Below are 26,992 nucleotides of genomic sequence, written 5' to 3'. Positions count from 1 at the left end.
TCGGCAAGTTGCATCGTTTCAAATGGTGACATGCGGGCAGTCTGGGCCGACCGGGAAATCCCCGCGATTACACAGAGCAACAAGTCGCCTTGCTGCCATTCAAAAGCAAATGCGCGAACCACCATCCAACCTCAGACTGGCCTGCATGTTCAAATTCGATCACATCGACGGTGTGGAGTGCAGCGTCATTGGACTGGCGGCTGGTGCGTCGGTCGCGCTTGTCGTCGGCGTGATCTGTCTCTTCATCTGGTGACGCTGGCCACCCCTCAGGCGTCACCTCACGGCCCCAGCTAGTGCCCTCGCTGGGGCCGTTCTCGTTCGGGAACAGTGGCAATTTGCGGCGTTGCAACGTCGGCCCCTCGCTGGGGCCGTTTCTTGTCAGGCCAGGAGATCTGCCTGGCTTGAGCATCCTCACGAAGGTTCCGCTCTCGTGGTACTCGAACCAGCCGTTGCTCGGCGGGAGACGCTGCAATGAAATCGTGTCGCTCACCAATCGAATCGGACCGAGTACCGCTGCTTCAGCCGCAGTTCGGCCGATACGAGCACCTGCTCAGAGTCAGCACCGTCACGCACCACGGCCACTAAGGTCTAATCAGTAGCGGAGGGGTTGATTTCGACGTGGCAGACATGCTCTCCGCCTGGGAGACTGCGGAGCTCGCGCGCTACCTTGACAGCCGCTTGATGGTCTTGACGGCACGTCTCGGCCCCCGCCAGCCTAGGAATTTCAGCTGCTTGTTCTCCAGAGCGTTCGTGGCCCGAAAAAACTGTTCGAGTTCATCGCATGCGCGAGAGGGGAGATGACGGATATCCATGAGCTCTGTTTCGGCCGGAGAGCGGTCCGGCACGGCGAAGATGCGGTCGTTACGCTCCTTCTTACCGTGGGCCTTCTGCTCGACCTCGAGGATGCCGACCGGCCTGCATTTGAGGACTACGCCGGGGTAAGTCTGTGCGTCATGGATGATCAGAACATCGAGCGGATCGCCGTCTGGGGCTCTCGTGGACGGGATAAAGCCCCAATCGTATGGATAGCTGAGTCCGGACATCAAAGGCTTGGAAAGGGTGAAGAAGCCGAGCTCTGGGTCGAAATCGATTTTGCAGGTACTCCCGCGCGGAGTCTCGACGATGGCATGCACACGTTCGTCGTCGGCCCAAGCGGGCAGTGAAAGGAGCTTGTTCATTCCCAGAAAACGGGGGCGACACGAGGATTGTTCCTAGAAGGACGTCGGGCCCAGCCATTTGGCTTCGAGGAGCCGGCAGGGGGCGGGTCGTGCTCAACACCGGCTACTGCTGCGGCGGTTGGCCGTTCGAGGCAGATACGCCGCCATCGACGGCCACGTTGGCGCCGGTCATGAAGCTCGCATCGTCGCTTGCGAGGAAAGCGATCACGGAGGCGATCTCCTCTGGTTCGCAGACGCGGCCGAGCGGGATTCGCTCGGCGAACCTCGCCAGCAGTTCCTTGTCGTCCATCATGTCGGCGGTCATTCCGGTCCGCGTCAGGGATGGACAAACCGCATTGACGCGCACGCCTCTCTTACCGAGATCCATGGCGAGAGCGCGCGTAAGATTGACCACAGCGCCCTTCGCCGCGTTATACGGGCTCATGCCCCAGTCACCACCGGTCCCCGACACTGAGGCGGTGTTCACTATCGAACCCCTGGTTTTCTCCAAATGGGGCAGCGCAGCGCGGCAGCCGAAAAACACACCGTCCACGTCGGTGGCCATGACCTTGCGCCACTGATTGTTCGTAATGGTCTTGGGGTCTCCGCCTTCGTGAACGCCCGCGTTGTTCACGAGGACGTCGAGCCGGCCGAAGTACTTGATCGTGGTCGCCACCATCTCGTCCACGGCGTCTGGGTCAGAGACGTCTGCCGTGTGAGCAAGGGCGCGGCCGAACCCAAGTTCTTTCGTGACATCCGCGAGTTTCATCTCCTCGCGGTCAACAAGCACGATGCTCGCTCCTTCGGACGCAAAGCGGCGCGCGGTTGCTGCTCCGATGCCGGACGCCGCGCCCGTCACGATCACGACTTTGCCTTCAAAACGGTTGGTCATTCGGTCATCCTTCGCGTCATTGGCTAGTCGTCGAGGTTGAGATCATCGCCTTCGCCGAGCCCGACCGTCCCACCCTCGGCATGGACAAGATCGTGGTCTTGCATTTCGGCCTTGCCAGTGTGCTCCACGATAACGCGTCGCTTGCCGCGCTCCGCCTTCGAAGGTTTCGGCGATGTCATTTTCGGCTTTTCGGGTTTGACTGACATCTGTGTCTCATCGGCGGCGTGTTCCGGCCTACGCTAGCCGTGTCGGCCTGGGCGGGTGCGCCGTCCTCGGATGCCGATCATGCAGAAACAAGGCAAGGGCGTTTGCCATTTCTTCGTCGGCTGCCGCTGCTGCGAACAGGCGTTCCTGCGCGTCCCGCGGAAGGTCCGCCCAAACAGCCAGCGCGGCGTGGCCGAGCAAAGCAGTCAACCGGTTTTCATCCGGATGTAGCACCTCCGGTGGACCAGGCAGCTCATCGGGTTGCAGCATCGGCCTTTCCCCTGCCACATCGTCTGCAAAGTCGACCGTTTCCGGCCGCCTCCCGACCGCTTGACGCGAGCCCTCATTCGCAAGCCTTCCGTCACCTACGATCTCGGCGACGAATTGCTTGGCAGTTCCTACGAAAGTGTCCTTAACGCTCATTCCCGCTAAGCTCCGAATGATTGCGCACGACATGCAGGCCGTACCGTTGGCCGGCTGTCATCATGGGTAGCCGATTGTGCGGCTGTGATGAATTAGGCGGCGCGTTGATTGACGCCGCTCACGGCCATATCGTTCAGCTTCTTGTCCGTTGCTTTTTCCTCGTCGAGGGTTTCCTGCAGAACGGCAGCGCAGTCATTACGGCCCAGCCTCTTGGCCCACGCAATCAGCGATCCGTAGCGGGTGATCTCGTAATGCTCGACGGCCTGGGCTGCGGCGATAAGTGCCGCATCCAGCACCGTCTTGTCGTCGACATCGCCGGCTACGTCACTGGCTTCTTCCAGAATGCCATCGATCGCAGGGCAGTTCACGCCTTTGGCCTCGACGCCGTGCATCTTGAAGACTCGTTCCAGTCGCATGATCTGGTTCTTCGTCTCGGCGAGATGAGTTTCAAATCCCTTCTTCAGAGCTCGGTCGCTTGCCTTCTCGATCATGTCTGGGAGGTTTTTCATGATCTGCTGCTCCGCATAATAGATGTCACGCAGGGTATGCACGAAAAGGTCATTCAGCGTTTTGATGTCTTTGGTGAAGAGTCCCATTGCTTACTCCATTTTCTGAGCTGAGCTTGCGGAGCAACGGTCGCAGACGATGCGCGTTCCTAAGGACTCGCGACGAATCCATTCAAGGGGCTGATAAGGAGGGTTGCCGAAAGACCACAAGCGGACCGAAGTGCGCTCGTTTCCGCCGTTGACTCCCCATTTCCGTCAATTTTGACCGCCATCTCAGGCATGGATATTTTTGCCGAAACGTGGCCAAGTCACGCGATCCATTCCTTTCAGTCAAAGCGATTTGCGAAACGCCAAATGAAAAACGCTGCGCTGTTTGCCCTTGGCTTGTTGGCCGCTGGTGTTTTGTTCCACGACGGCGCGAGATGTCAGACGTCGCTGGCCCCGCCACTTTCGCTTGCTCCGCCGCCGCCGTTAAGTGGACAGGGGACGGCACCTCCGGCCGCCGCCCCCACCAACAGCGTTTGGCCGCCGATGGCGGCACCGAGCGTGTCGCCGCCGCGGGTGGCGGGCAAACATCCGACGTCATCAGCAAAGAGCAATGTTGGGTCGTCACCGGCGATGGATGACGTTCCGCCGCCGGCGGAGACCGCCAAGGGCTCGGTTCCAGCCCGAGCCGCTAAAGATGTGCCGCCACTGGCATCCGCCCCACCATCTGCCACTGTCAAGGACACGCCGTCGGCGCCCGACGATGTTTCGCCAGCACCGGCGATCGGCAGGCTGCCGCCATTGGCCAAGCCGGCCACCGATTACGATGGCTTTAGCGTCGGCACCGTCGACGACAATGACGCGTCAAGCCGGACGACGCGACCCGTCAGGTCGCGCGCGGCAAAGCAGTCCAAGCGCGGTCAAGAAGCGGATCGTGTCTCTGGGCAGCAATCGGTCGATCCCAGGGAAGATGACAAACTAAAGGGCAAGCTCACGATTTGCCGCGGCTGCAAGTAGCAGGTCGCCGCTCCGGTTGCGTTCGTCAATTGGCCCACGAGGCAGGCGATCCAAACGCCGCTCCGAACACAGGCGCCGACGCTTCCAATAGTTTGCTGGAATGGCCGTTGTTTGTCTGAAGCTGGCTCAAACTTGCCCATGACGGATTGGAGCGAGAGTTCAAGTTTCACAGCGCTTAGAAAGTGGCGTACGCACGGGTGTGCACCGGGAGGTCAAGAAAAATCCCAACACAGCCAACAACCGTGGGCTTATGGCGGATGTGCCGGATCTGAACTTCCGAGGGCAGGCGAGGCGAGTGCTCCGCGAAAGCAGAATAGAATCGAAGGGGCCGCTCGGAGAGCGGCCCCTTCTCAAGTTCACCAGCTTCGGGTGCCGAAGCTGAAGCCGATGCTCGGGGGACCACCGTAGTAGCCATAGCCGCGGACGTAGCAGCCGGGGGCGGCCATAGTGGCCGTGACTTCGGCGAACCACATACTCGTCGTCCCTGCCGTAGCGGCGGTGGACGTAGCGGGGGCCGCGGGTCGGCGTCCGGCAGCAACGGCCATACTCGTCACAGAAGAGACGGATCTGCTTGGCGCCACCAACCTCGGTCGTCGCGATGGCCGCGGGCGCGACTGGGCGGCACCCGCAGAGGCCGACAGCGTGGCCCCGAGCGCTCCTAGACTAGAAGGACGGTCTTCATCATGTTCTCCTTTGCGCGAGTCAGTCGATCTCTTCGATGATGCGACGTTCGTGGGGCTCGACGATGTAGGTACGGCTGTCCCGGTTGATGTACCGGTACTCGCGAAGGCTCGGAGCATCCCGATAGACCTCGTCCGGGAAGGTCTCAATCTCAACGTCCTCCGGCACGCGCTCGCCGGTCCGCATCTCGGTCCGGACGGTACTGCCGGTCGTGCGACTCTCGCGTTCGACCGGGCGCGCCTTGGCGTGCTTGCGGACGACCTCGCGATCGCGGTCGCTGAACGTTACCCTACGCTGCTCGGTGCGCGCCGGCGCCGACGCGGTCGAGCGGCCGGAGTAGGGCAGGACCGTCACGATCTTGTAGGTGGACGGCTCCACGATCACGATCTCGTCTTTCACCAGGACGAAGTTATAGCCTCGATACTGGGGCACGATCTCGACGACGTCGGCGGGCAGTGGCTGCAGGTGGACGTCCCGCGGCACGACGGTGCCCACCGATAACGAGAAGTTCACGCTGGTGAGCGGCTGCACGTTTAGGTGCGAGATCGACGTGCTGATGCGCGTCCGCTGCTGGTCGTTGATGTTCGCCGCGGCATTCACGTTGGTGTTCGAGGAACGGTCAGCAGTGTTTTGCTGATTGTTTGGCTGCTGCGCGGCGTTTGTCGATCCGCTACCCATCGGCGACTGCGCCTGGTTGGTGTTCGACGCGGGCGGATTGGCGCTCTGCGTCTGATTGTTCGTGCTTGATGGCGGATTGGTCTGCGCCTGGTTCGAGGGTGTTGTGCCCTGGTTGGAGGGATTGGTCTGAGCCTGGTTGGCCGAATTGTTCGGGGCAGGCGCTTGTGTCGTGTTCGTGCCGCTTCCGGAATTGGACGACTGGCCGGCCGCGGTCTGACCGTTCGTCGACGGAGCCTGCGTCTGGGCGGAATTCGACGAAGGATTCGTCGGTGCGGGTCCGGATGACGAACCGGGTGACGTGGTCGATGTCGAGGGCGACGTGGTCGATGTATCCTGCTGACGCTGCGTCGTGGACGGACTGGAGCTTGACGTGTTTGGAGAAGACTGCGCAAACGCCGAAGTCGCGATGGCGACCGCAGCGGTCGTGGCCAAGAATAAACGCTTGTTCATCTGAATCTCCCTAATGTGGAAGCCGATCAACCCTCGGCGTGGCGTTCGGTTCCGAATCGGGAAATTTCGGCAATTGCGCGAGATCGATGCTAGGACTTTCTCCGGCGAGCCGGGGATGCTGCTTCGCGGAATGGCAAGCGCGCATTAACCTACAGAACCCTCGTCCGCCCGCTAACGCACCTGGAGTTCTGGCCTGGGCCGAACGGGCAAAGACCGCTGGCCATTCCCTCTCCGCCACAGCGTCGGACTGACCGTCGGACTTGAGCGCGAGAGCAGCAGCACCGAGTTCTTCGAGCGGCGTCAACTGCGTGCGACCAGCTCGCGATACCGGCTTTCGTATTCCCTCGCCATGCGACGGGCGACAAAACGATCCTCGAAGCGGGCGCGGACCGTTCTTCTGTCCAGCCGCACGGCTTCCTTGACGGCTTCGATCGCCTGCTCCTCGCTGTCCACAATAAAGCCGGTGACTCCGTCCTCCACTATTTCCGGGACCGATCCGGAGCGATAGGCGATCACAGGCGTCCCACACGCCATTGCCTCGATCATCACCAGGCCGAAGGGCTCGGGCCAATTGATCGGGAACAGCAAGGCGGCGGCACCCGCGAGGAACGGTTGCTTGCGGACTTCGTCTACCTCGCCGATCAGCATGATATTCTCTCCGTCGATCTCATGCTCGAGCTTCTTTTTGAAGTAGACCGTCTCCGCACGGGGAATCTTGGCGGCAATCCGCAGCGGCATCCGGACGGCGCGGGCGATGCGTATTGCATCCTCTGGGCCTTTCTCCGCGGTAAGTCGCCCGAGAAAAGCCAGGTACGAACCCGATTCGTAAGACGGCCAAAACAGATCCTTGGGTAGTCCGTGCGGAATCGTCGCGATCCAGTGCGCGCCCGGAAGGGGCTGGCGTTGATTGTCTGAAATGGAGACGAATGGGGCCTGCGGAAACGCGCCGACGACGTCGGACAAGCCGGGAAGATCGAGCCGCCCATGCATGGTCGTCAGAAACGGCACACCCGAGCGAGCTAGGACTGGTAGAGGCAACCAGTCGACATGCGAGTGGATCACATCGAATTCGCCTGCGCGCTCGGCGATGGCCTCAATCAGCAGAGCGCAGGCGGCATTTGGATCGACGCCCTTCCGCCCCAACCGCAACGCGCGCGGCCAAACAGCATGGAGCTTCCCCTTCGTTCTCGAATCTCCACTCGCGAACAGGGTGACGTCGTGCCCGAGTTCGGCCAGCTGATCCACCAGCCATGCGATCACCCGCTCCGTGCCACCATACAACCTTGGAGGAACACTCTCGGCCAAGGGAGCAAGCTGCGCGATCCGCATCGATCAGTCACCAAAGACGACCCGCAAGCCGATCACGACGACCGCGGAGATGAGAAAGGCGATCGCGAGCAGCGTCGCAAAGGGCCTTGTGCTCCCCCGAGCTACGCGTATGACGAGCATTTTCATGCTCGTCTTCATCCGTCTCCGGGGAGGCGGTGCAGGTAGGCAATCCCGAAGCCGGCGAGTTCTTCGGTATCGCTCTCTCGCTCTTCCCCTTTCCTTTGCAGGTAGCGTTCGAGAAGGCAGCGCCGGCTGTCCTGCGGACCGACGTCAGAGTGGCGCGCCCGGTAGACTGTCCAGGCGGTCTCCGCGGCATTCTTCAAGACGACACCGTCGACCATCTTCACGCTCCCGGCGACCGATCCAGCTTCTGGTAACTCAAGACGTCAGCAAAGTTTCCTATTTTTCCCGATCACCCAAAATGAGTCGGTGAATACGTACCCAACACGCTTCGGCGGCCGTGTCGCGTGCCGCACGGCGACGGTGCAGGCGCCGGCTTCGGCCAGAGCGCTTGGCGGCAAGAAGCTGGGACATCGAAGTGGGGCCTGAAGCCGACGGCTTGCCGAGGCGCGGCGTTCTCCGTCCGCATCTCGGCGGTCCCACCTGCATTAACTCAAGCACGGCACGACCCTTCTCAGTGATGTGCCATCCGTCTTTCAGAAGCGCGACCATGCGAGAGGATGTCGAGTTCGGGCGCGCGAGCGGCGAGGCGCTTAGTCCGCTCGGCCCAGTCGCCCCCTCGTCGCCAGAATCGCCATATCGCGCTTGAGGTCGGCCATGACGGCGAACCCCCTCGGGATACTAACCAGGATCTCGAGCACAGTGACTTGGAAGTTCACCGCACCTCCCCTGCCTATCGCCTCCTGTCGGAACGCCGTTGAGGGCCTCGCGTCCCACCTGGTTCTTTTCGGGCGCCCGCAGAAGTCCGACTGTGTAAGACGATTCTCGCCGAACTCAACAAAGTTAACGCGGCCACGTCAGGCAATGGCCATGGAGCGCTTCCGCGGCGCGGCACTGAACGCAACGTTGAACTTCCTGTTGTGGCGGAAGCTCGATGTTCTCGAGTTAAGCTGCGTCGGCGCCGAGCGAAACCATTGCCGTTTTTTCCCGTTGTTGGCGGGGCGCTCGAGCAACATGAAAGGATATCCTTGATGAAGAAGCTTGCAATATCGGCATTGATGGTCGGCACCCTCGGTCTGGCCTCTGTAGCCACGACGGCTCCTGCCGAAGCTCACTGGCGAGGCGGATGGGGATCAGGGATCGCCGGTGGCCTGGTTGCCGGTGCCGTGATCGGCGGGCTCGCCTCTTCGGCTTACGGCTGGGGACCGGGTTACGGTTACTACAGCGGCCCCGGCTACTACGGCGCCGGCTATTATGGCGGCCCGTACGCCTACGACTACGGGTACGATGAGCCGTATCGCTGGGGCGGCGGCTACACCACGACCTACTACACGGCGCCCGCTTCCTACGGTTATCGCTATCGTCGCGTCGTCCGCCCGGCCTACGCCTATTACCGCGGCTCTTATCCGGTCATTCGGCACCACTGGCATCACCACTACCGCCACTGGTGACGGCTAGTCGATCTGCACGCAGCGCGGCGGCGCGATGGAAGGCGCGGCCGATGCCTTTGCAGGCAGAATTCCGTCACCCCATCCACGAGCAAATGGCTCGGTCCGCTCGAAGGCGAGACGCCGGTCGGAGGCAGTTTTTCTGCAGCTTTGCCGAACGCTTCGGATGCGCGGGCCGCTGCGGAGCCGCGCAGGCGTCTCGCTCTTCGTCTCGACGCAAGATGCTGCAGGCATCGCAGCCATGGCTCAGCAGCACCCGCGGACGAACACAAAATAAATGAGAAATCAGCTATCGGCGGGGGCCGGAATGGAGTGGCGGGCCGCTTCTACAGCGACCCGCTAATGGAGGGCCTAGTCGATCTCCTGAACGACCTCTCGGGTGGACGGATCGACCAGCATCACGCGCTCGCCCGAGTAGACATAGCGGTACTTGGTGAGCGAGGGACCCCACTCGGCAGGGACCGCCTCGAGCTCGACTTCGCGCGGCACCGGCTGACCGACAACGATCTTCTCGCGGGTCTCCACGGGACGGACCTTGTGTTCGGTGACGTAAGACCGGATCTTCGTGCGGTATTCCGGCTCGATCTGCACGGCGGCAGTATGTCCGGTGCCGGTGGTGGTGGTGACGGTGGACTGCGCCATCGCGCCCGTTGAAATCATCGCCACCATCGCAGCTGTCAGTAGAAGCTTGTTCATCTTTCTCTCTCCTCGCCGCCATATGCGGCAGGGTCGAGAACCCTCCAATGATGGCAAGGTTCCGGTTCGTCCGCATGCGTCTGACGGAACATTCGGGTTCGGCGACGGTTCGTCCCAGGTTCCCAGCAGGGACTTGCTTAGGGAGTCCGCTGATGCCACCGTCCGACGCAGTCAGGAGTGCCTCCGATCGACGGCAACGAAGGCTCCTGATCCTGCTGGCTTTGGGATTCATCATTTTTGGCGCCGCCGCGGCCGCCCTATTCTACGTCCTGCAGCCGGAGACCCTCCGGATCGCCGTCGGCCCCTCAGGGAGCGACGACCATCAGGTGGTCCAAGCGATGGCGGAGGCCTTCGAAGAGGAAAGCAGGACGGTTAGATTGTCCCCAATCACTACCGCCGGAGCGGCCGAATCCCTTACATTCCTGGGGGCCGGCAAAACCGACCTGGCAATCGGTCGCGGCGACCTCGCCATGCCGTCTGATGCGCAGACGGTGGCCGTCCTGCGTAAGAACTACATCGTCATATGGTCGCCGTCCGCACGCGCGGGCAAGAACTCCAAGAAGAAGGGCGCTGCAAAGATCGGTGAGATCGCCGATCTCGCGGGACACAAGGTCGGCATCATCGGACAGACCGGCGCCAACGTCGCGCTCCTGCGGACAATCCTGGAAGGTTCAGGCGTGCAGCCCGACAAGGTTGCCACGGCCCAATTCGGAACCGAAGAGATCGAAAAGCTTGCGCAGGACAACACTCTAGACGCGTATCTCGCCGTCGGGCCTCTCGATAGCAAGATCACGGCTGCGGCCATCGCCGCGACGTCCCGATCGCGCGGGGCGCCGAAGTTTCTTCCGATCCAAGCATCTGAGGCGATCGCCCTGCGGCATCCACGCTACGAGGCCGATGAAATCCCCGGCAGCGCCTTCAACGGTAACCCGGCCTGGCCCGAGGACAAGATCGACACCATCAGCGTCAACCATCTCATCCTGGCCAGAAAAGAACTGTCGGAAGCCAAGGCAGCGACCTTCTATCGACAGCTTTTCGCGGTGCGCGATACGATCACGCAACGTGTGGCCGGCGCGGCGCACATCACGAAACCAGAGACGGATAAGGAGGCCGAGCCTTCCGTACACCGGGGCGCCGCAGCAGTCATCAACGGGACCGAGCGGACGTTTCTGGACAAGTACAGCGACTACTTCTGGTTCGCCCTACTTTTTCTCTCCGGGATCGGTTCAGCCGCCGCTTGGCTCCGGCGCTATCTGAACCGGGACGAACGGGTGGTTAACACCAGCCATCGCAGCCGCATTCTCGCCGCGGTATCGGAGGTTCGCAATGCTGGGTGTGAGCAGGATCTGCTGGCATCGCAACGGGAGGTCGACGCGATCATCGGCGAAACCCTCAAGTGCCACGACGAAGGAGCCATCGAACAGGAGGACATGGTGGTGTTTGGCCTCGTCCTTGAGCTATTCGATCATGCGGTCGCGGAAAGGCGAGCGGCGCTGCAGAGCAGTCTCCCCGATCAAGCGCGGACACAAGGACCGAGTCTCGCCTCTCGCCGATAGCCGCACCCGGCAAGCCAAAACTCATCGTGCAACACCGTCGAAAGCGCCGAGCCGTCGTTCAAGATCGAGAAGACATCCCGCGGAGGTAAATGCGCGGCGGCTCCCTCCAACATGTCACTCGCATCGACTTTTGCAGCGACCGCCAGGTGGCATCTCGTTCTAGAATACTGCCAGCGCGCCGTTTTTGTGCATCGATCTCACGGACCTGGGATAGGTCGAGAATCCGTCGGCATGTCTGCGACGGCCGTACTACGGCCTGTCTTCAGCCCTGATCCTCTAAGACTTGCCCGGCGCCCTAATCGGCGTCGATTGTCTTCGCGTTCGATGAACGCGGAACGGGTGCCACCTTCTTTAGTGGCTTCTGTCCCGGTGGTCTCGGCTCCGTCTTCTCCAGCTCTGCCTCAAATCGCTTCTGCCGCGATCGGGCAATCAGGCCGGCCAGCACCATCACGAAACCTGTAGCGATCATCGCATAGGGGGCCAAGTTCTTCAGCGAGACCGAAACCAATTCGCTCACTCGAAGCTCCGCGCCATCGCCGGACGCGAGCCTGATCCAGTGCAGGAAGCGCTCGCCGTGGTAGAGGGCGAGGTGGCCGGGCGACGCGAAGTCTGCTTCATTTTCCCTCGTGCCGGTGCTGCTGGAGAACGAGGCGCGCTTTAATGAGTTCGGCCTGCTCCTTGGTAAGTTTCTCGGCGATATCGCCGTTCTTGAGAAGAGCCGGGCCCTTCCGTTCTCGGTCATAAACCATCCAGCCGGTGGTTCCAATTCGAACGAGGAACCTGGCCTGCATAGGCAGTTCAGCGTAATTCACTGGATACCCCAATTGACACATGCAATCTGCACATTGGGGCATTTGGCGAGCGCCGCGGTCATTTCACTATGTGAATCGCAGTAGTCGATTTTAAGCGAACTAGTTACCCGTTACAGCAACAACGCTGACGTGCATACTTAAATGCGGTCGCCTGCCAAGCGGCGCAGACTAAAGCGTATGTTCGATCAGATTGAGGTTGTTGAATACGTGGTGCTCAGCTTTGGGCTGATGGGGCTCGCCGTGAGCGCGGCCTTCTTCCTCCTCATGTCCTGAAGCCAGCCAAAGGAGAGGCCGTTTCTTATCAAGGCGAACTGGTCGCTCCTAGCGTGCAGGAAAACGCCATGGAAGACATGGTATCGAGCGTGAAGAAGCTTCGCGCTGAAGCCGATCTGGCGCACCAGATCGCTATGAGCGCTACGGACGATAAAAAGCGCGAGCTATACGAACGCTTGGCGGCTCACTTTAGGCAAGTGGCTGTCGAGATTGAAAAGGCGATAAGCGACTAGCCAAGTGAATAGAAGAAAACCGACCATGCTGGGGATCTCGAATTCGCTCGCGCGTTACGAAGTTACGAATGGCCTCACGCACGCGATCGGATGATGTACGGCAGGTTCGGTTGGTGTGGGGAAAGGCGGTAGCGCTCTAGCGACTCGAACCTCCGACGGATCGTTATGCACACCGTCGGTTTCGCTGGTTTAAGATCCGACGCCAACCACCGATTGACCACCGAAACCCCGTGAACAAACAGCGATAAAGGTGGTCAATCAGGATCGACCTTCATTGTTTTTGTTGATTTTTTCGGCCGCTGATTACGTTCGGGACGCAGGGGTCGCAGGTTCGAATCCTGCCACTCCGACCATCTTTCCAAGCACTTATAGTTTCTGTGTTTTTTGCGCGCAACGACATGCGCGTCTATTTGTGGCGCGGCAGCCATGTCGGTCGATCTCGTGAGACATGTCCCTGCTATCGGGGAATCGCAACAGCGAGCCGCTCCGATTCTACGGCGCTCGGAACCTGACAAGGGACGATTGTTGGGCGCGGAGTAAGCGGCCCCTGACGTGATGTTGCGTAGCACGTCACCAAGCACCAGAAGGCCTCCCGTCGGATCTATCAGCCGATCCTGGCCGACATCAAAGCACGAATAGTCCGTCGCGAGTAGTGCTCAACGTGCCAGCGCAAATCCGAAAATAGCAGTTGTCAGGGCGTGCCGACCTCGAAGGCCAGCAGCACGTTGCCGGGCAGGCCGCCCCATTGCGCATAGCCTGAATTGACATACAGCATGCCGTCGACGACGACCGATCCGGGCCCGTCCATGGCGCCGCCACGGGCCGGAACACCATTCACCGTCGTGTAGTCGCGCGCGGTGTCGATCTCCCAAAGCAGCCGCGCATCATCGGTGGCGTAGGCGCGCAGGAAGCCGCTCACGCCGCCCGAGAAGACGACGCCGGGAATGAGAGTGACCGCTGCGGAGAGGGCGGGGCTACATTGGGGGCGGTCGCCGCAGGCAACCGGCGCCACCTGCATTTCGATTTTCCCGGTCGCAAGATCGAGTCCGAACAGGCCGCCGCCTTCGCTTGAGCTGAGGCGCCTCGAGCCGTCTCTCAAAAACCGCACGTCGGAATTGGCGACATAGATTCGGTCCTGGTCCGCGGCGGAGCCCCATTCGGTCCCTCCCAACGGGCCACCTTGGCCGATCCGCGTCTGCCACAGGATCTTGCCCTCATGGTCGGGATCGAGTGCATGTACGACGCCGGATTTCTGGCCGATGACCAGCTCGCGTTGACCGTCATGCAAGGTCACCAGGATGGGCGATTGTCCGAAATCGTGGTCGGGGCCGCGGTCCTGCGGACAGTTGCTCTGGTCGGTGCCGAAGCACGCGACGACGAAGCTGTCCTTGGGTGTTGCCTGCTGATGCCAAAGCATTCGCCCGGTCGCTAGATCAAGCGCGAGGATGGCATCGCTGGTGTCGGTCGCCGGATCGGCATAGCTGTTCGATGTCGCGACATAGAGCGCCTGGCGCTCCACATCGATCGTCGGTGCGGACCAGACCGACGCGCCGGCCGGACCGAACAGCTGGGTCCCGATGGCGTTGGTCCGGGTGGGATGCGGAGCTTCTGAAATGCTGTAGGTCTTCCATATCTGCGCGCCGGTTTCGGCCTTCAGCGCAACGACGCTGCCGCGAAACGTGCAGCATTGGTAGGTGGGCCGAGATCCCGTGGCCTCCTCGATCGATGACACCCCGAGATAGACGACGCCGGAATAGAAGGTTGGCGCACCGGTGATCCGGGCGGCCGGATGATTCTCGACCTTGCTTTTCCAGATCAGCGCACCGGTCGTCGCATTCACCGCGTAGACGTTGGCGAGCACATCGCCGAAGAAAATCGCGGACTGGCCGTTTTTCATCGGCGCAAAACTGATGGCCGCCCTGACCGGTGCGTCGGTCGGAAACACCCAGCGGGTGCATCCGGTTTTGGCATCGAGGGCGTGCACCTTGCGGTCGCCGCCGCCGACGAACAGCAAGCCGCCGATGACCGTCGGCTGAGCGAAGGCGACCGACGTGTCAGGAAACCCGAACGCCCACTTCAGACGCAGCCGCGGGACCTGGTCTGGCGCGAGGCCGGCCATCGCCGCCGGCTGAAACCGGCTGTTGCTGAGATCCGCGCCCCAGCCGTTCCACCGTGGTCCGTCGATCGGCTGCGGGAAACCGGCCTCGCCCTGCGCGCATTGGCCTGCACTGTCGGCCGACGCCTGCGAGGCAGTCTTGCCGGTGACGAGCGAGGCGATCGCCGCCCTCTCGTCATTGGTCAGCCCCTGCGCGAAGGATGCCATCGCACCGGTGGTGATCGCACCGAGAACCTCATCGAACGACTTCGATTGCAGCGCGGTGCGGCTCGGGGCGCGGATATCGGTGTTGCTGCTGTCGTGACACTGCGCGCAGCGTTGTGCGTAGAGCGCGGCTCCGCCTTGCTGCGCCGTCGCAGGAAGGCAAGGCGAGATCAGGGCGACGGCAATCGCGGCACTCAGTTTCATCGTGATGCACCGGTATAGGCTTTGATGAGGTGAGCGACGGCAGCCGAGCACAACCTGCCGGCTTCCACTGTGCATGGGAAGGCCGCTCGCGTGTGTCGGGGGTGCCGGGCCTGATCGCCACCGGCCGGTCCCCAAATCGGGCGCCCGACGGCGCGATCTCCCATTGACAGCCCACCCGATGTGATAGAATTATAACACAACAAGTTGCAAAAATAACATCATGTCATCATCGCATCAGCGTCTCGCGCGGGCGACGGGAGGAGGATGGAATTGTCCGGTTCGATCGCGGCAGAGCCCCGGCCGTCGGCGTCGCTCTTGATGGTCGGTGGCATCAACAAGCGCTTCGGCGGCGTGCGCGCGCTGCGCGACGTCAACCTCGAGGTCGTCTCCGGCGAGGTTCACGCGCTGCTGGGCGAGAACGGTGCCGGAAAATCCACGCTGATCAAGATCCTCAGCGGCGTTCATGCCGCCGACAGCGGCACGATCGAGATCGCGGGCAGACCTGCGACGTTCGACAGCCCAGCAAGATCGCGCGAGGCGGGGATCGCCGTCGTCTATCAGGACCTCAGTCTCGTCGAGTCCCTGAGCGTCGCCGACAATCTGCTGCTCGGCCGCGAGCCGCGTGCGCGGTTCGGCTTTGTCCGCAAGCGCGAGCTGATGGCCAGGGCGGAGACGTTCCTGAGCGAGCTCGGCATTCCGCTCGATACCAAGGCGACGGTCGGCTCGCTGCCGTTCGCCTATCGCCAGATGACGGAGATCGCCAAGGCGCTGATGGGCGAGGTGCGGCTGTTGATCCTCGATGAGCCGACCTCCTCGCTAACCTCGGATGAGGTCCGCATCCTGTTCGACGCGATCGGCAAGGCGACGCGCCGCGGCGTCGGCGTGATCTACGTGACGCATCGGCTCAACGAGGTGTTCGAGATCTCGCAGCGTGTCACGGTGCTGCGCGACGGCGCCAATGCCGGCACCTTCGTCACTGCCGATACCGACATGAAGCGGCTGGTGAATGCCATCATCGGAACCGATCGGTCGGCGCCGGCAGTATCGCGGGCCGCACCAGCGGCAGCGCGCACGTTCGATTCAGCGCCGGTTCTGTCCCTGTCGGGCGTCTCCAACGACCGGCTGTCCGCCGTTGACTTGTCGGTGATGAAGGGTGAAATCCACGGCCTTGCCGGTTTGATCGGCAGCGGGCGCACGGAGGTACTGGAGACCATCTTCGGGCTTCGGCCGGCCGGGAGCGGCACGCTCGAGATCGACGGCCGGCCGTGGCTGCCGAAGAGCGCTGCGGATGCGATCGAACAGGGCGTCGCACTGGTGCCCGAGGATCGGCATGTGCAGGGCCTGGTCCTCGATCATTCGATCGAACGCAACATCACGTTGCCGCGGATTCCGCATTTCTCGCGCTGGGGCTTCATGCAGCAACGCGCCGCCGCGCGGCGTGCGGAAACGGCCGTCGCGCGGCTTTCGGTGAAGGCGCAAGGTGTGTCCAGCCTGGTCAGGACGCTGTCCGGCGGCAACCAGCAGAAGGTCGTGTTCGGAAAATGGAACGATCCACGGCCGCGCGTGCTGCTGCTCGACGAGCCGACGGTCGGCGTCGACGTCGGCGCCCGCGAGGAAATCTACGGCGTGATCCGCAATGCCGCCCGCGAAGGGACTGGAGTCCTGATCGTCTCGTCGGATCTCGTCGAATTGATCGAACTCTGCGACCGCATCTCCGTGATCGTCAACGGACGCGTGGCGCGGACGCTCAATCGCGGCGAGATCGATGATGCCGAAGAGCTGCATCATCTCCTGCAGATCTACCAGGCTTCAGGACAAGGCGTATTGCAAGAGCTGCCCGCATGACCGAACTCACCGCGCCCAATGTCGTCGCCGCGTCGACCCGAACCGATCGGCGCCGCAAGCTGTTGCAGAATCTGCTGCGGGGCGAGCGCCCCTACATGCTGTACCTTGCCTTCGTCGTGCTGCTGGTCGTGTTCAGCCTGTCATCGCCGTGGTTCCTGTCGGTGGACAATTTCCTGAATATCGGACGCCAGACCACGCTGGTGTCGATCATCGCGGTCGGCATGACATTCGTGATCATCGCACGTCAGATCGATCTGTCGGTCGCATCGACACTGGCGCTGTCGGGCATGGCGGCTGCACTCGCCATGAGCCAGATCAGCAACAGCTGGATCGTCGGCGCCGCCGCCGGGCTCGGCACCGGCGCGCTGGTCGGGCTGCTCAACGGCATCCTGACCACGCAGCTCTCGATCCCGTCCTTCCTGGTCACGCTGGGATCGCTGAGCATGGCGCGGGGGCTGGCGATGATGGTGACCAACACCAAGCCGGTCATCATCACCAACGAGACCTATTTCGCAATCTTCGGCGAAGGCACGTTTTTGGGCATACCGGTTCCGATCGCCTGGACGCTGGTGGCGATGATCGTCGGCATCCTGCTGCTGCACTACAACGTGTTCGGCCGTCGCATCTATGCGGTCGGCGGCAATCCGACCGCAGCGCTCTATTCCGGCATCAACACCAAATGGGTGACGACCGCGGCCTTTGTGCTGACCGGCGCGCTGGCCGGGCTTGCGGCGCTGGTGCTGTCCGCGCGCTCGCACGCCGCGCGGCCCGACGTCGTGCAGGGCATGGAGCTCGACGTCATTGCCGCCGTGATCCTCGGCGGCTGCAGCCTGTTCGGCGGGCGCGGCTACATCCTCGGAACGCTGTTCGGCAGCCTCATCATCGGCACGCTCAATAACGGCCTCGTGCTGCTCGGCGTCAGCTCGCCGCTGCAGCTCGTCATCAAGGGAGCGATCATCGTCGCCGCGGTCGCCTTCACGAAGCGCTAGAGCACGACCCGGAAAAGTGTAGGGGCAAGGCCGCCGGCCTCCGGTCAATCGGCGACCAAAAAAGGGAGGAAACAATGAAGCCAATCTTGCGACAAACCCTGCCGCTGACCGCGCTGATCGCGGCGACGGCCATTTCGATCGCCCCCTCGGCGCGCGCCGAAGTGCCGGCAACCTGCGTCAAGGGCGTCGATCTCGCGACGCTTGGACCGAAATCGATCGTCGGCCAGGGGCCGCACGGCGAGAAGGCTGCCTCGCCCGAGGTGCTCGCGCTGTCGGACGCCGACGCGGCCAAGGTCAAGGAGAAGCATTTCAAGGTCGGCATCTCGATGCAGACCGTCAACCTCGACTGGGCGCAGCTGCAGATCCAGGGCATCACCGATACGCTGAAGAAGTACGGCGTGACGGTGACCGGCGTCGCATCTGCCGAATATCAGGTCGACAAGCAGATCGCCGACATCGAGAACACCATCCAGCAGCATCCGGACGGCATCATCTCGATTCCGGTCGATTTCACCGCGACCGCACCGACCTACAAGAAGGTCGCCAAGGCCGGCATCAAGCTGGTGCTGATGGACAGCATTCCGACCGGTCTGAAACATCCCGAGGAATACGCCTCGATGATTTCGGCGGACAATTTGGGCAACGGGCAAATCGCAGCCCAGATCCTGGCCTCCTGCATGCCGCAGGGCGGCACCATCGGCCTCGTCAATTTCGGTGTCGACTATTTCAGCACCAACGAGCGCACCAAGGGCGTCCGCGAGTGGATGCAGAAGAACCGTCCCGACATCAAGATGAAGCAGGTCGACTTCACCGACCCTCCGAAAGTGTCGCAGATCGCGGGTGACTTCCTCACCGGCAATCCTGACATCAAGGGCCTGTACGCGGTCTGGGATCAGCCGGCGCTCGATACGCTGAGCTCGATGCGCGCGCAGGGCATCGACATTCCCGTCACGACCGTCGACCTCGGCTTGCAATCGGCGATCGAGATCGCCAAAGGCGGGCCGCTGAAGGCGACCGGGTCGCAACGCCCCTATGATCAGGGCGTCGCGGAGGCGATGGCGATGATGAATGCGTTGCTGGGCAAGGAAACGCCGGCCTGGGTCGGCGTGCAGTCGCTGCCGGTGACGCAGTCCAATGTGCTGGAATCCTACAAGACGGTGTTCAAGAAGGAGCCGCCGCCGGAGCTGACCGACGTCTGCAACAAGGCGAAGCCGGCCTGCAACTAAGCCGAAGGAGTTCGATGCGTGGTCCCGCGAGCCCGCGCATCGTATGCAGCCTGATCCGGGCGTGCCAGCCCCCGCCCGGGTCAGGTTGCGCTGGTGACGTACTCGACGGGAAGGCTGCGGAAGTGCTTGCGCATGTCCGCTGACGCCGCGCCACCGACGATGATCCGCGAGAACGCGCCGATATCGGAGAAGAACGCCGATTTGAGGCTGCCGAGCTTGCTCGCGTCGATGACGAGGATGCTCTCCATCGCGGTCTCGATGACGGCCTGCTTGACGGCGACTTCGTGAAAATTCGAGCAGCTCGCGCCGCGGGTCCAGTGCACGCCGCCGGCGGAGATGAAGGCCTTGTTGATGCCGAGCCGCCGCAGATAGGACAGGCCGTCGTCCGATGCAAACGACTGCGACGAGGGATGGTAGAGCCCGCCCATCAGCATCACCTGCGTGGCCGGCCGCCGCGTCACGATCGAGGCCACGTTCATCGAATAGCAGATCACCGAGAGCGGCAGATCCTCGGGCAGGCAGTCCGCCAGCGATTGCATCGTGGTGCCGCAGTCGATGAAGATCGTATCGCCTTCCTTGATGGAGGCGGCGGCAGCCCGACAGGCGAGACGCTTGTCCTGGGTGTGCTGGTCGATCTCCTGCTCGAACGTGTACTTGATCCCGGTCGGCGACGCGGCATTGACGACGTAGCCGCCGAGCAAGGCGAGTGCGGCTTCCGGACCGGCAAGGTCGCGCCGCACCGTCATTTCGGAAACCTTGAGAAGCTCGGCGGCGTCCTTCAGATGCAGCGCGCCACTCGATTCGACGGCGCGGCGCAGCCTCTGCAGGCGCTGGACGCGTGTCTCGCTTGGTCGTGCGTTGGAAGTTTCAGCCATTTTGGTCGCCGAGCTTGCTTATCCGATTGACAATGATCTTACAATGTTGTGAGTTTAGCAACGTCGATCTGTTATAATAATAACATCCAGTCCGGCGGGCTGATCCGGTGTCGAGACGACGTCGTTCCCGGCATGCGGCAAAGCCCGCGGCAAGGTCAGAGGAGGATCACATGTTGCGATCGGCACATTCAATCTATCTGGCCGCTCCGTCGATTCGCTAGGACTGCACGGCGCCGCCATGACGCAAAGCGTCTTCATACAAAATCCGTCCCCGTTGGCTGCGCAATCGCCTTCCCCGGGAGGCGAGCATATTCATCCGCTGCCGCGCAACAGCGGCCGTGCGCTTGAGATGGACTGGGTCGACGACATCAGGATCAACCTGTCGGCCGCCGAACGCCGGGTTGCGAGCCTGCCGGGCCGGCGAACCGTGAAGAAGGACGCGCAGGCGGCGTGGCTGCTCAAGGCAGTCACCTGCATCGACCTGACGACGCTCAACGGCGACGATACGACCGAGCGGGTCAAGCGCCTCTGCGCCAAGGCCAAGGCGCCCGTGCGCGGCGATGTCATGGAGAAGCTCGGCTTTGCCGGGCGCGCCCTGCATACCGGCGCAGTGTGTGTCTACCATCGGTTCGTCGGCACAGCTGTCGAAGCGCTCCATGGATCCGGGATCCCGGTCGCTGCGGTCTCGACCGGGTTTCCCGCAGGCCTCGTGCCGCATGAGCTGAAGCTGAAGGAGATCGAGGCCTCAGTCCGCGACGGCGCGCAGGAGATCGACATCGTCATCACGCGCGAGCACGTGCTGACCGGCGATTGGCGGGCGCTTTACGCCGAGGTCCGGGATTTCCGCGCGGTCTGCGACAACGCGCATCTGAAGACGATCCTGGCCACGGGCGACCTCAAGACGCTGCGCAATGTCGCCAAGGCCTCGATGGTCTGCATGATGGCCGGTGCCGACTTCATCAAGACCTCCACCGGCAAGGAGGGCGTGAACGCGACGCTGCCGGTGACGCTGGCGATGCTGCGGATGATCCGGATCTATCAGGAGCGCACCGGCTACAAGATCGGCTTCAAGCCGGCCGGCGGCATCTCGACGGCAAAGGACGTGCTCACCTACCAGTTCCTGATGAAGGAGGAATTGGGGCGCGACTGGCTCGAGCCGGATCTGTTCCGCATCGGCGCCTCCAGCCTGCTCGCCGACATCGAGCGGCAGCTCGAGCATCATGTGACCGGCCGCTACTCGGCTTTCAACCGCCACCCCGTGGGATGAGACTCCAGCGATGAGCGTCGCAAACTATTTCGAGACCATGGAGTATGGCCCCGCGCCCGAGCCGGACGGCGAGGCGCGCGCCTGGCTGGCGCGGCATGGCGCCACGTTCGGGCATTTCATCGCCGGCAAGTTCACAGCGCCGCATGCGAGCAAACATCTCACGACAAGCGAGCCTGCCACCGGCAAGACGCTGGCGCGCATCGCGCAGGGCGACGCTACCGATGTCGAGGCGGCGGTCAGCGCCGCGCGCACCGCGCAAGTCGCGTGGGCCAAGCTTGGCGGTCACGGCCGCGCGCGTCATCTCTATGCGTTGGCGCGGATGCTGCAGCGTCACGCCCGGCTGTTCGCCGTGCTGGAGGCGATCGACAACGGCAAACCGATCCGCGAAACTCGCGATCTCGACGTGCCGCTCGCCGCGCGTCATTTCTACTATCACGCGGGCTGGGCGCAGTTGCAGGACCGTGAATTCGCCGATCAGGTGCCGATCGGCGTGATCGGCCAGATCATTCCGTGGAATTTCCCGCTGCTGATGCTGGCGTGGAAGATCGCGCCGGCGCTCGCCGCGGGCAACACCGTGGTGCTGAAGCCGGCGGAGTTCACCTCGCTCACCGCGCTGCTGTTCGCCGAACTGTCTGCGGACGCCGGGCTACCGCCGGGCGTGCTCAACGTCGTCACCGGCGACGGCGCGACGGGTGCACTGCTGGTAGAAAGTCCCGGTGTCGATAAGATCGCCTTCACAGGCTCGACCGAGGTCGGGCGGCTGATCCGCCAGTCGACCGCAGGGACCGGAAAATCGCTGACGCTGGAGCTCGGCGGCAAGTCGCCGTTCATCGTGTTCGACGATGCCGATATCGATGGCGCGGTGGAAGGCGTGGTCGACGCCATCTGGTTCAACCAGGGCCAGGTCTGCTGCGCCGGCTCGCGGCTGCTGCTCCAGGAAGGCATTGCGGAGACCTTCCGCAGGCGGCTGATCCGCCGCATGGAGACGCTTCGCGTCGGCATGCCGCTCGACAAGGCGATCGACATGGGCGCGGTGGTCGCGCCGGTGCAGCTCGAGCGGATCAAGTCGCTGGTCGAGACCGGGGTGAAGGAGGGCGCCGAGAAATATCAGACGTCCGGCGCGATGCCGGCGGAAGGCTGCTTCTATCCGCCGACCCTGCTGTGGAACGTGCATCCGTCGTCGACGGTTGCGACCGAGGAGATATTCGGGCCGGTGCTGGTGGCGATGACGTTCCGCACGCCGGACGAGGCCGTGATGCTCGCCAACAACACGCGCTACGGCCTTGCCGCGAGCGTGTGGAGCGAGACGATCGGGCTTGCGCTCGACATCGCGCCGAAACTCTTGGCCGGCGTGGTCTGGGTCAACGCCACCAATCTGTTCGATGCCAGCGTCGGCTTCGGCGGCTATCGCGAGTCCGGCTTCGGCCGCGAGGGCGGTCGCGAAGGCATGTACGAGTATCTCAAGCCGAAGGCCTGGAGCGGGCGCAAGGCGCGGGCCAAGGCATCGCCGCTGCCGACGGCGTCCGCTGCTGGCGCCGGATTTGACGTGCCGCCGATCGATAGGACCGCAAAACTGTTCGTTGGCGGCAAGCAGGTGCGTCCGGACGGCAATTATTCGCGCGCGGTGCTCTCGCCGAAGGGCCGGCGTCTCGGCGAAGCCGGCGAGGGCAATCGCAAGGATATCCGCAATGCTGTGGCCGCGGCGCGCTCCGCCGAGGGCTGGGCGCGGGCGACGTCGCATAATCGTGCCCAGATTCTCTACTACCTTGCCGAGAATCTCTCCGCGCGCGACGACGAGTTCGCCCGGCGCATCGCCGACATGACCGGCATTTCGGCAGCAAAGGCGCGCGCGGAAGTCGATGCCAGCATCGAGCGGCTGTTCAGCTATGGCGCCTGGGCGGACAAATTCGAAGGGGCCATCCATGCGCCGCCGCTGCGCGGCGTGGCGCTGGCGATGCATGAGCCGATCGGCGTGGTCGGTGTCGCCTGTCCAGACGAGGCGCCGCTGCTTGCCTTCATCAGCCTCGTGGCGCCGCTGATTGCGATGGGCAACCGGGTCGTCGCTGTACCGAGCGAGCGGCATCCGCTCGCCGCAACCGACTTCTACCAGGTGCTCGAGACCTCGGACGTGCCGGGCGGCGTCGTCAACATCGTCACTGGCGATCGCGGCGAGCTGGTCAAGGTCCTTGCCGAGCATGACGATGTCGACGCGCTCTGGGCGTTCGGATCGCAGGACGCCTCGGCGACGGCGGAACGGCTCTCGATCGGCAATCTCAAGCGGACGCTGGTCGATCACGGCCACGCGATCGACTGGTACGACAAGGCGGCGAGCGAGGGGCCGATCCTGCTCCGCCATGCGGTGCAGGTGAAGAACATCTGGATTCCGTATGGTGACTAGAGGCGTCTCGCGACGGTGATACGATTGAGGGATCCGGACCGTCAGAGTCCGGCGATTTTGAAGACAAGGGAGGGACGCAACATGCTCAAGGGCATCAATCCACTGCTCAATGCCGACGTGCTCTATGCCCTGCGGGCGATGGGGCACGGCGATCGCCTGGTGGTGTGCGACACCAATTTCCCGGCCGACTCGATCGCGCGTCAGAGCGTGCTCGGCCGGCTGCTGCGCATCGATAATGTGAGTGCCGCCAAGGCGGTCGAAGCCGTTCTCTCCGTGATGCCGCTCGATACATTCGTGGACGATGCCGCTGTTCGCATGGAGATCGTCGGGCAGCCTCAGGAAGTGCCCGCCGTGCAGCGCGAGGTGCAGGCCGCGATCGATCGCGCCGAAGGACGATCCTGGCCGCTGGTCGGCGTCGAGCGCCATGCATTCTACGAGAAGGCCAAGGCGGCCTATTGCGTGATCGCGACCGGCGAGCGGCGCTTCTACGGCTGCTTCCTGTTCAGCAAGGGCGTCATCGCGCCGGACGGGGAGTGACAACATGAGCAAGAAAGGCGTCGCCGTCCTCGGCGTCTTCGTCGTCGACCTCGCGTTCCGCGCCGGCAACATGCCGGCGATCGGCGAGACCATCGCCGGCTCGGGATTCGCGATGGGGCCCGGCGGCAAGGGATCCAACCAGGCTGTCGCGGCCGCACGGGCCGGTGCCAGCGTGAGCTTCATCTCGCGGATCGGCAGCGACGCTTTCGGCGAGCTTGCGATCAAGACCTGGGAGGTCGAGGGAATCCGGCCGCGCGTCGCCAGGACGGCGGACGCGCCGACCGGCGCGGCATTCATCTACGTCCACGAGACACGCGGCGATAATGCGATCATCGTGGTGCCGGGCGCAGCGGGCGGGATCGGTCCGGCCGATGTCGATGCGGTGGCGGACGCCATCCGCGACTCCAGCGTGTTCGTGACCCAGCTCGAGCAACCGGTCGATGCGGCGCGGCGCGGGCTCGAGATCGCGCGCGCCGCCGGCAGCATCACGGTGTTCAACCCGGCGCCGGCCATCAAGTTCGATAGCAGCCTGTTTGCGCTCTGCGATTATGTCGTTCCTAACGAGACCGAAGCTGAAGGGTTGACCGGCATTGCGGTGAGCGATCTCGCCGGCGCCCGCCGCGCCGGCGATGCCTTGCTGGCGAAAGGCGCCGGAACGGCGTTGATCACACTCGGCGAGCGCGGCGCGTTGTTTCATGCGCGGGACCGCTCGCTGCACGTGCCGCCGTTTGCCGCCGGCAAGGTGGTCGAGACCACCGGCGCGGGGGACGCCTTCGTCGGCGGCTTCGCGGCGGCGCTCGCGGACGGTGCTGACCCGCTCGAGGCCGCGCGGTTCGGGTCGGCCACGGCCGGCATCTCGGTGACGCGGCCGGGCACCGCGCCCGCGATGCCGCGGCGCGCGGAGATCGACGCGCTGCTGAAGGGATGATCGCGCGATGATGCGGAACGATCCGATCAAGCATGTCTTCATCTGGCCGGCGGTGCTCGTCGTGCTGGCGATCTCGATCTTTCCGCTGATCTATTCGCTCACCACGAGCTTCCTGAGCTATCGCCTGATTCCGCCGATCCCGCCGCGGGTGGTCTGGCTCGGCAATTATTCCACGCTGTTGCAGGAGCCGCGGTTCTGGAGTGCGCTATTCACGACGACGCTGATCGCCTTCATCGCGGTCGCCCTGCAATACGCGATCGGTTTCGGCGTCGCCCTGGCGCTGAATGCGCGGGTGCCGGGCGAACGGCTGTTTCGTGTCGCCCTGCTGCTGCCGATGCTGCTCGCGCCCGTCGCGGTCGCGCTGGTCGCGCGCATGATGTTCAACCCGACGATGGGGCCGCTCAACCAGTTCCTGTCACAGTTCGGTCTGGTCAACCTGCCGTTCCTCACAAATGGGCATTGGGCGCTCGCCTGCATCATCGCGGTCGAGGTCTGGCAGTGGACCCCGTTCGTCATCCTGATGATGCTGGCCGGTCTGCAAACGCTGCCCGAAGACGTCTACGAGGCCGCCGAGCTCGAGAATGCCAGCGCCTGGCAGCAGTTCTGGGGCATCACCTTTCCGATGCTGCTGCCGATTTCGGCCGCGATCGTCTTCATCCGCCTGATCGAGAGCTACAAGATCATGGACACGGTGTTCGTGATGACGGGCGGCGGGCCGGGCGTCGACACCGAGACGCTGACCCTGTTCGCCTATCAGGAGGGCTTCAAGAAGTTCAATCTCGGCTACACGTCGGCGCTCAGCTTCCTGTTCCTGATTGCGATCACGATCATCGGCGTCGCCTATCTGGCGCTGCTGCGGCCGCATCTGGAGAAGCGCCGATGAGCGGACATGGCTTGACCGGACTGTCGCCATGGAGCCGCCGCGTTGTCGCCGTCGGCGTTTTCCTCTGGTGCCTGATCACAGTATTCCCGCTCTATTGGGTGGTGGTGACCGCGTTCAAGACGCCGCCGGGCGTGGTCGGCGGGCCGACCTATCTGCCGTTCATCGACTTCACGCCGACCTTGCAGCCCTTCATCGATCTCTATCAGGGGATCCGCGGCGAGTTCTTCCGGACCTTCCTCAACTCGACGATCGTGGGCCTGTCGGCGGCGGCAATCGCGACCGCGATTGGCGCGATGGCGGCCTACGCGCTGGTGCGGTTCGAATTCAAGGTCCGCCTTGGTGCGGGGCTCGTGTTCTTCGTGCTCGCGCTCGGCGGCTATCTGCTGTTCAACGCGACGTTCGGATTCACCCGACCGCAGGCTTTGTTGCTCGCGTTTCCGATCGCGCTGGTCGCTGCCGTCGTCGCCAATCGGCTGCCGTTGCCCGGGCCGATCCTCGGCAATGAGGACATCCTGTTCTGGTTCGTCAGCCAGCGCATGTTCCCGCCGATCGTCACCGCCTTTGCGCTGTATCTGCTCTACAGCGAGATCGGCCGGCTCGGCTTCCAGTTGATCGACAGCTTCGTCGGCCTGACGCTGTGCTACGTCGCCTTCTCGCTGCCGATCGTGGTCTGGCTGATGCGCGATTTCTTCGAGGCGGTGCCGATCGAGGTCGAAGAGGCGGCGATGGTCGACAACGTGCCGAGCTGGCGCATCTTCTTCGGCATCGTGGTGCCGATGTCGATGAACGGGCTGCTGGCGACGTTCATGATCACGCTGGCCTTCGTCTGGAATGAGTTCCTGTTCGCGCTGTTCCTGACCAATTCCAGATGGCAGACGCTGCCCATCCTGGTGGCGGGACAGAACAGCCAGCGCGGCGACGAATGGTGGGCGATCTCGGCTGCGGCGCTCGTCGCAATCGTTCCCATGATGATCATGGCGGGCCTGCTCAGCCGGATGATGCGGTCGGGCCTGCTGCTCGGGGCCATCAAATAGCAAAAAACTGTGTAGGGAGGATGAGA

General features: G+C 63.2%; 28 protein-coding genes and 1 pseudogene. 14 read left to right on the top strand and 15 right to left on the bottom strand.

Annotated features, from left to right (window positions below):
• Positions 1 to 67 precede the first annotated feature (67 nt).
• The 4 genes from AKN83_RS40160 to AKN83_RS40155 all read right to left on the bottom strand — a co-directional run bounded on the left by AKN83_RS40160 (position 68) and on the right by AKN83_RS40155 (position 2,255).
• Positions 68 to 490 carry a hypothetical protein gene (locus AKN83_RS40160; protein WP_157113685.1) on the bottom strand — a complete coding sequence of 141 codons (423 nt, stop codon included), beginning with the start codon at positions 488 to 490 and terminating at the stop codon, positions 68 to 70.
• Between the two features lie 172 nt (positions 491 to 662).
• Positions 663 to 1,178, bottom strand: coding sequence for an inorganic diphosphatase (locus AKN83_RS33435; protein ID WP_050401574.1), 516 nt, complete (start codon positions 1,176 to 1,178; stop codon positions 663 to 665).
• A 103-nt stretch (positions 1,179 to 1,281) separates the two neighbouring features.
• Complete coding sequence (gene budC / locus AKN83_RS33430) at positions 1,282 to 2,049, bottom strand: meso-2,3-butanediol dehydrogenase (protein ID WP_050401573.1); 768 nt, start codon at positions 2,047 to 2,049, stop codon at positions 1,282 to 1,284.
• Positions 2,050 to 2,072: 23 nt separating this feature from the next.
• On the bottom strand, positions 2,073 to 2,255 hold the full coding sequence (locus tag AKN83_RS40155) for a hypothetical protein (protein ID WP_157113684.1): 183 nt from the start codon (positions 2,253 to 2,255) through the stop codon (positions 2,073 to 2,075).
• 79 nt (positions 2,256 to 2,334) lie between these two features.
• On the opposite strand from AKN83_RS40155, the gene AKN83_RS41935 reads away from it, so the two are divergent.
• Positions 2,335 to 2,484: a hypothetical protein gene (locus AKN83_RS41935; RefSeq protein WP_157113683.1), complete on the top strand. Its 150-nt coding sequence runs from the start codon at positions 2,335 to 2,337 to the stop codon at positions 2,482 to 2,484.
• Positions 2,485 to 2,768: 284 nt separating this feature from the next.
• Here AKN83_RS41935 and AKN83_RS33420 read toward each other — a convergent pair whose 3' ends face one another.
• Positions 2,769 to 3,272, bottom strand: a complete 504-nt coding sequence (locus AKN83_RS33420; RefSeq protein ID WP_050401572.1) for a YciE/YciF ferroxidase family protein — start codon at positions 3,270 to 3,272, stop codon at positions 2,769 to 2,771.
• Positions 3,273 to 3,461: 189 nt separating this feature from the next.
• On the opposite strand from AKN83_RS33420, the gene AKN83_RS40145 reads away from it, so the two are divergent.
• Positions 3,462 to 4,184, top strand: a complete 723-nt coding sequence (locus tag AKN83_RS40145; protein WP_157113682.1) for a hypothetical protein — start codon at positions 3,462 to 3,464, stop codon at positions 4,182 to 4,184.
• A 702-nt stretch (positions 4,185 to 4,886) separates the two neighbouring features.
• Here AKN83_RS40145 and AKN83_RS33410 read toward each other — a convergent pair.
• The 6 genes and pseudogenes from AKN83_RS33410 to AKN83_RS40140 all read right to left on the bottom strand — a co-directional run bounded on the left by AKN83_RS33410 (position 4,887) and on the right by AKN83_RS40140 (position 8,458).
• Complete coding sequence (locus AKN83_RS33410; RefSeq protein ID WP_050401570.1) at positions 4,887 to 5,993, bottom strand: DUF1236 domain-containing protein; 1,107 nt, start codon at positions 5,991 to 5,993, stop codon at positions 4,887 to 4,889.
• 300 nt (positions 5,994 to 6,293) lie between these two features.
• Entirely contained in the window at positions 6,294 to 7,322 is a 1,029-nt protein-coding gene (locus AKN83_RS33405) for a glycosyltransferase family 4 protein (protein ID WP_050401569.1), read from the bottom strand.
• A gap of 3 nt (positions 7,323 to 7,325) precedes the next feature.
• A complete protein-coding gene (locus tag AKN83_RS41830) occupies positions 7,326 to 7,448 on the bottom strand; it encodes a hypothetical protein (protein ID WP_283807426.1) in 123 nt (40 codons plus the stop codon).
• Positions 7,449 to 7,456: 8 nt separating this feature from the next.
• Positions 7,457 to 7,663, bottom strand: a complete 207-nt coding sequence (locus tag AKN83_RS33400; RefSeq protein WP_050401568.1) for a hypothetical protein — start codon at positions 7,661 to 7,663, stop codon at positions 7,457 to 7,459.
• Positions 7,664 to 7,721: 58 nt separating this feature from the next.
• Positions 7,722 to 8,161, bottom strand: a pseudogene (locus AKN83_RS41490) (hypothetical protein).
• Between the two features lie 138 nt (positions 8,162 to 8,299).
• A complete protein-coding gene (locus AKN83_RS40140; RefSeq protein ID WP_157113681.1) occupies positions 8,300 to 8,458 on the bottom strand; it encodes a hypothetical protein in 159 nt (52 codons plus the stop codon).
• Between the two features lie 15 nt (positions 8,459 to 8,473).
• On the opposite strand from AKN83_RS40140, the gene AKN83_RS33390 reads away from it, so the two are divergent.
• Entirely contained in the window at positions 8,474 to 8,893 is a 420-nt protein-coding gene (locus tag AKN83_RS33390) for a hypothetical protein (RefSeq protein ID WP_063695649.1), read from the top strand.
• Positions 8,894 to 9,241: 348 nt separating this feature from the next.
• Here the strand turns inward: AKN83_RS33390 and AKN83_RS33385 are convergent, their stop codons facing one another.
• Positions 9,242 to 9,586: a DUF1236 domain-containing protein gene (locus AKN83_RS33385; protein WP_050401567.1), complete on the bottom strand. Its 345-nt coding sequence runs from the start codon at positions 9,584 to 9,586 to the stop codon at positions 9,242 to 9,244.
• 152 nt (positions 9,587 to 9,738) lie between these two features.
• On the opposite strand from AKN83_RS33385, the gene AKN83_RS33380 reads away from it, so the two are divergent.
• A complete protein-coding gene (locus AKN83_RS33380) occupies positions 9,739 to 11,142 on the top strand; it encodes a TAXI family TRAP transporter solute-binding subunit (RefSeq protein ID WP_050401566.1) in 1,404 nt (467 codons plus the stop codon).
• A gap of 295 nt (positions 11,143 to 11,437) precedes the next feature.
• Here AKN83_RS33380 and AKN83_RS40135 read toward each other — a convergent pair whose 3' ends face one another.
• Positions 11,438 to 11,884, bottom strand: a complete 447-nt coding sequence (locus tag AKN83_RS40135; protein WP_063695648.1) for a hypothetical protein — start codon at positions 11,882 to 11,884, stop codon at positions 11,438 to 11,440.
• Between the two features lie 411 nt (positions 11,885 to 12,295).
• Here AKN83_RS40135 and AKN83_RS33370 point away from each other — a divergent pair, with 411 nt between their 5' ends.
• The gene (locus AKN83_RS33370; protein ID WP_157113680.1) at positions 12,296 to 12,460 is read left to right on the top strand and encodes a hypothetical protein; all 165 of its coding nucleotides are present in this window, start codon (positions 12,296 to 12,298) and stop codon (positions 12,458 to 12,460) included.
• Between the two features lie 691 nt (positions 12,461 to 13,151).
• Here the strand turns inward: AKN83_RS33370 and AKN83_RS33365 are convergent.
• A complete protein-coding gene (locus tag AKN83_RS33365) occupies positions 13,152 to 14,984 on the bottom strand; it encodes an outer membrane protein assembly factor BamB family protein (RefSeq protein WP_063695646.1) in 1,833 nt (610 codons plus the stop codon).
• 270 nt (positions 14,985 to 15,254) lie between these two features.
• On the opposite strand from AKN83_RS33365, the gene AKN83_RS33360 reads away from it, so the two are divergent.
• The 3 genes from AKN83_RS33360 to AKN83_RS33350 all read left to right on the top strand — a co-directional run bounded on the left by AKN83_RS33360 (position 15,255) and on the right by AKN83_RS33350 (position 19,044).
• Positions 15,255 to 16,829, top strand: a complete 1,575-nt coding sequence (locus tag AKN83_RS33360) for a sugar ABC transporter ATP-binding protein (protein WP_430641592.1) — start codon at positions 15,255 to 15,257, stop codon at positions 16,827 to 16,829.
• Complete coding sequence (locus AKN83_RS33355) at positions 16,826 to 17,818, top strand: ABC transporter permease (RefSeq protein ID WP_050401562.1); 993 nt, start codon at positions 16,826 to 16,828, stop codon at positions 17,816 to 17,818. Before AKN83_RS33360 ends, AKN83_RS33355 begins: the two co-directional genes overlap by 4 nt.
• Positions 17,819 to 17,892: 74 nt before the next feature.
• Complete coding sequence (locus tag AKN83_RS33350) at positions 17,893 to 19,044, top strand: substrate-binding domain-containing protein (RefSeq protein WP_050401561.1); 1,152 nt, start codon at positions 17,893 to 17,895, stop codon at positions 19,042 to 19,044.
• Between the two features lie 80 nt (positions 19,045 to 19,124).
• On the opposite strand, the gene AKN83_RS33345 is transcribed toward AKN83_RS33350, so the two are convergent.
• Positions 19,125 to 19,919 carry a DeoR/GlpR family DNA-binding transcription regulator gene (locus tag AKN83_RS33345; RefSeq protein ID WP_050401560.1) on the bottom strand — a complete coding sequence of 265 codons (795 nt, stop codon included), beginning with the start codon at positions 19,917 to 19,919 and terminating at the stop codon, positions 19,125 to 19,127.
• 349 nt (positions 19,920 to 20,268) lie between these two features.
• Between AKN83_RS33345 and deoC the strand changes: the two genes are divergently transcribed.
• The 6 genes from deoC to AKN83_RS33315 all read left to right on the top strand — a co-directional run bounded on the left by deoC (position 20,269) and on the right by AKN83_RS33315 (position 26,966).
• The gene (gene deoC / locus AKN83_RS33340) at positions 20,269 to 21,186 is read left to right on the top strand and encodes a deoxyribose-phosphate aldolase (protein WP_244522189.1); all 918 of its coding nucleotides are present in this window, start codon (positions 20,269 to 20,271) and stop codon (positions 21,184 to 21,186) included.
• A 10-nt stretch (positions 21,187 to 21,196) separates the two neighbouring features.
• Entirely contained in the window at positions 21,197 to 23,584 is a 2,388-nt protein-coding gene (locus tag AKN83_RS33335; protein ID WP_050401558.1) for an aldehyde dehydrogenase family protein, read from the top strand.
• 81 nt (positions 23,585 to 23,665) lie between these two features.
• The gene (locus AKN83_RS33330; protein WP_050401557.1) at positions 23,666 to 24,121 is read left to right on the top strand and encodes an RbsD/FucU family protein; all 456 of its coding nucleotides are present in this window, start codon (positions 23,666 to 23,668) and stop codon (positions 24,119 to 24,121) included.
• A gap of 4 nt (positions 24,122 to 24,125) precedes the next feature.
• Positions 24,126 to 25,049, top strand: coding sequence for a ribokinase (locus tag AKN83_RS33325; protein WP_050401556.1), 924 nt, complete (start codon positions 24,126 to 24,128; stop codon positions 25,047 to 25,049).
• A gap of 7 nt (positions 25,050 to 25,056) precedes the next feature.
• Positions 25,057 to 25,932 carry a carbohydrate ABC transporter permease gene (locus AKN83_RS33320; protein ID WP_050401555.1) on the top strand — a complete coding sequence of 292 codons (876 nt, stop codon included), beginning with the start codon at positions 25,057 to 25,059 and terminating at the stop codon, positions 25,930 to 25,932.
• Entirely contained in the window at positions 25,929 to 26,966 is a 1,038-nt protein-coding gene (locus AKN83_RS33315) for a carbohydrate ABC transporter permease (RefSeq protein WP_157113679.1), read from the top strand. The genes AKN83_RS33320 and AKN83_RS33315 overlap by 4 nt, the downstream gene beginning before the upstream one ends.
• The last annotated feature ends 26 nt before the right edge of the window (positions 26,967 to 26,992 follow it).

The sequence above is a fragment of the Bradyrhizobium embrapense genome (genome assembly GCF_001189235.2).
GTDB classification, from domain to species: Bacteria; Pseudomonadota; Alphaproteobacteria; order Rhizobiales; family Xanthobacteraceae; genus Bradyrhizobium; species Bradyrhizobium embrapense.
This window is presented reverse-complemented; position numbering and strand designations above follow the sequence as displayed.

Bases quoted from the DNA above. Each gene is read 5' to 3' on its own strand.
- AKN83_RS33435 (WP_050401574.1), bottom strand. From the start codon at position 1,178: ATGAACAAGCTCCTTTCACTGCCCGCTTGGGCCGACGACGAACGTGTG.
- budC (WP_050401573.1), bottom strand. From the start codon at position 2,049: ATGACCAACCGTTTTGAAGGCAAAGTCGTGATCGTGACGGGCGCGGCG.
- AKN83_RS40155 (WP_157113684.1), bottom strand. From the start codon at position 2,255: ATGTCAGTCAAACCCGAAAAGCCGAAAATGACATCGCCGAAACCTTCG.
- AKN83_RS41935 (WP_157113683.1), top strand. From the start codon at position 2,335: ATGCAGAAACAAGGCAAGGGCGTTTGCCATTTCTTCGTCGGCTGCCGC.
- AKN83_RS33420 (WP_050401572.1), bottom strand. From the start codon at position 3,272: ATGGGACTCTTCACCAAAGACATCAAAACGCTGAATGACCTTTTCGTG.
- AKN83_RS40145 (WP_157113682.1), top strand. From the start codon at position 3,462: ATGGATATTTTTGCCGAAACGTGGCCAAGTCACGCGATCCATTCCTTT.
- AKN83_RS33410 (WP_050401570.1), bottom strand. From the start codon at position 5,993: ATGAACAAGCGTTTATTCTTGGCCACGACCGCTGCGGTCGCCATCGCG.
- AKN83_RS33405 (WP_050401569.1), bottom strand. From the start codon at position 7,322: ATGCGGATCGCGCAGCTTGCTCCCTTGGCCGAGAGTGTTCCTCCAAGG.
- AKN83_RS41830 (WP_283807426.1), bottom strand. From the start codon at position 7,448: ATGAAAATGCTCGTCATACGCGTAGCTCGGGGGAGCACAAGGCCCTTT.
- AKN83_RS33400 (WP_050401568.1), bottom strand. From the start codon at position 7,663: ATGGTCGACGGTGTCGTCTTGAAGAATGCCGCGGAGACCGCCTGGACA.
- AKN83_RS40140 (WP_157113681.1), bottom strand. From the start codon at position 8,458: ATGTTGCTCGAGCGCCCCGCCAACAACGGGAAAAAACGGCAATGGTTT.
- AKN83_RS33390 (WP_063695649.1), top strand. From the start codon at position 8,474: ATGAAGAAGCTTGCAATATCGGCATTGATGGTCGGCACCCTCGGTCTG.
- AKN83_RS33385 (WP_050401567.1), bottom strand. From the start codon at position 9,586: ATGAACAAGCTTCTACTGACAGCTGCGATGGTGGCGATGATTTCAACG.
- AKN83_RS33380 (WP_050401566.1), top strand. From the start codon at position 9,739: ATGCCACCGTCCGACGCAGTCAGGAGTGCCTCCGATCGACGGCAACGA.
- AKN83_RS40135 (WP_063695648.1), bottom strand. From the start codon at position 11,884: ATGACCGAGAACGGAAGGGCCCGGCTCTTCTCAAGAACGGCGATATCG.
- AKN83_RS33370 (WP_157113680.1), top strand. From the start codon at position 12,296: ATGGAAGACATGGTATCGAGCGTGAAGAAGCTTCGCGCTGAAGCCGAT.
- AKN83_RS33365 (WP_063695646.1), bottom strand. From the start codon at position 14,984: ATGAAACTGAGTGCCGCGATTGCCGTCGCCCTGATCTCGCCTTGCCTT.
- AKN83_RS33355 (WP_050401562.1), top strand. From the start codon at position 16,826: ATGACCGAACTCACCGCGCCCAATGTCGTCGCCGCGTCGACCCGAACC.
- AKN83_RS33350 (WP_050401561.1), top strand. From the start codon at position 17,893: ATGAAGCCAATCTTGCGACAAACCCTGCCGCTGACCGCGCTGATCGCG.
- AKN83_RS33345 (WP_050401560.1), bottom strand. From the start codon at position 19,919: ATGGCTGAAACTTCCAACGCACGACCAAGCGAGACACGCGTCCAGCGC.
- deoC (WP_244522189.1), top strand. From the start codon at position 20,269: ATGGACTGGGTCGACGACATCAGGATCAACCTGTCGGCCGCCGAACGC.
- AKN83_RS33335 (WP_050401558.1), top strand. From the start codon at position 21,197: ATGAGCGTCGCAAACTATTTCGAGACCATGGAGTATGGCCCCGCGCCC.
- AKN83_RS33330 (WP_050401557.1), top strand. From the start codon at position 23,666: ATGCTCAAGGGCATCAATCCACTGCTCAATGCCGACGTGCTCTATGCC.
- AKN83_RS33325 (WP_050401556.1), top strand. From the start codon at position 24,126: ATGAGCAAGAAAGGCGTCGCCGTCCTCGGCGTCTTCGTCGTCGACCTC.
- AKN83_RS33320 (WP_050401555.1), top strand. From the start codon at position 25,057: ATGATGCGGAACGATCCGATCAAGCATGTCTTCATCTGGCCGGCGGTG.
- AKN83_RS33315 (WP_157113679.1), top strand. From the start codon at position 25,929: ATGAGCGGACATGGCTTGACCGGACTGTCGCCATGGAGCCGCCGCGTT.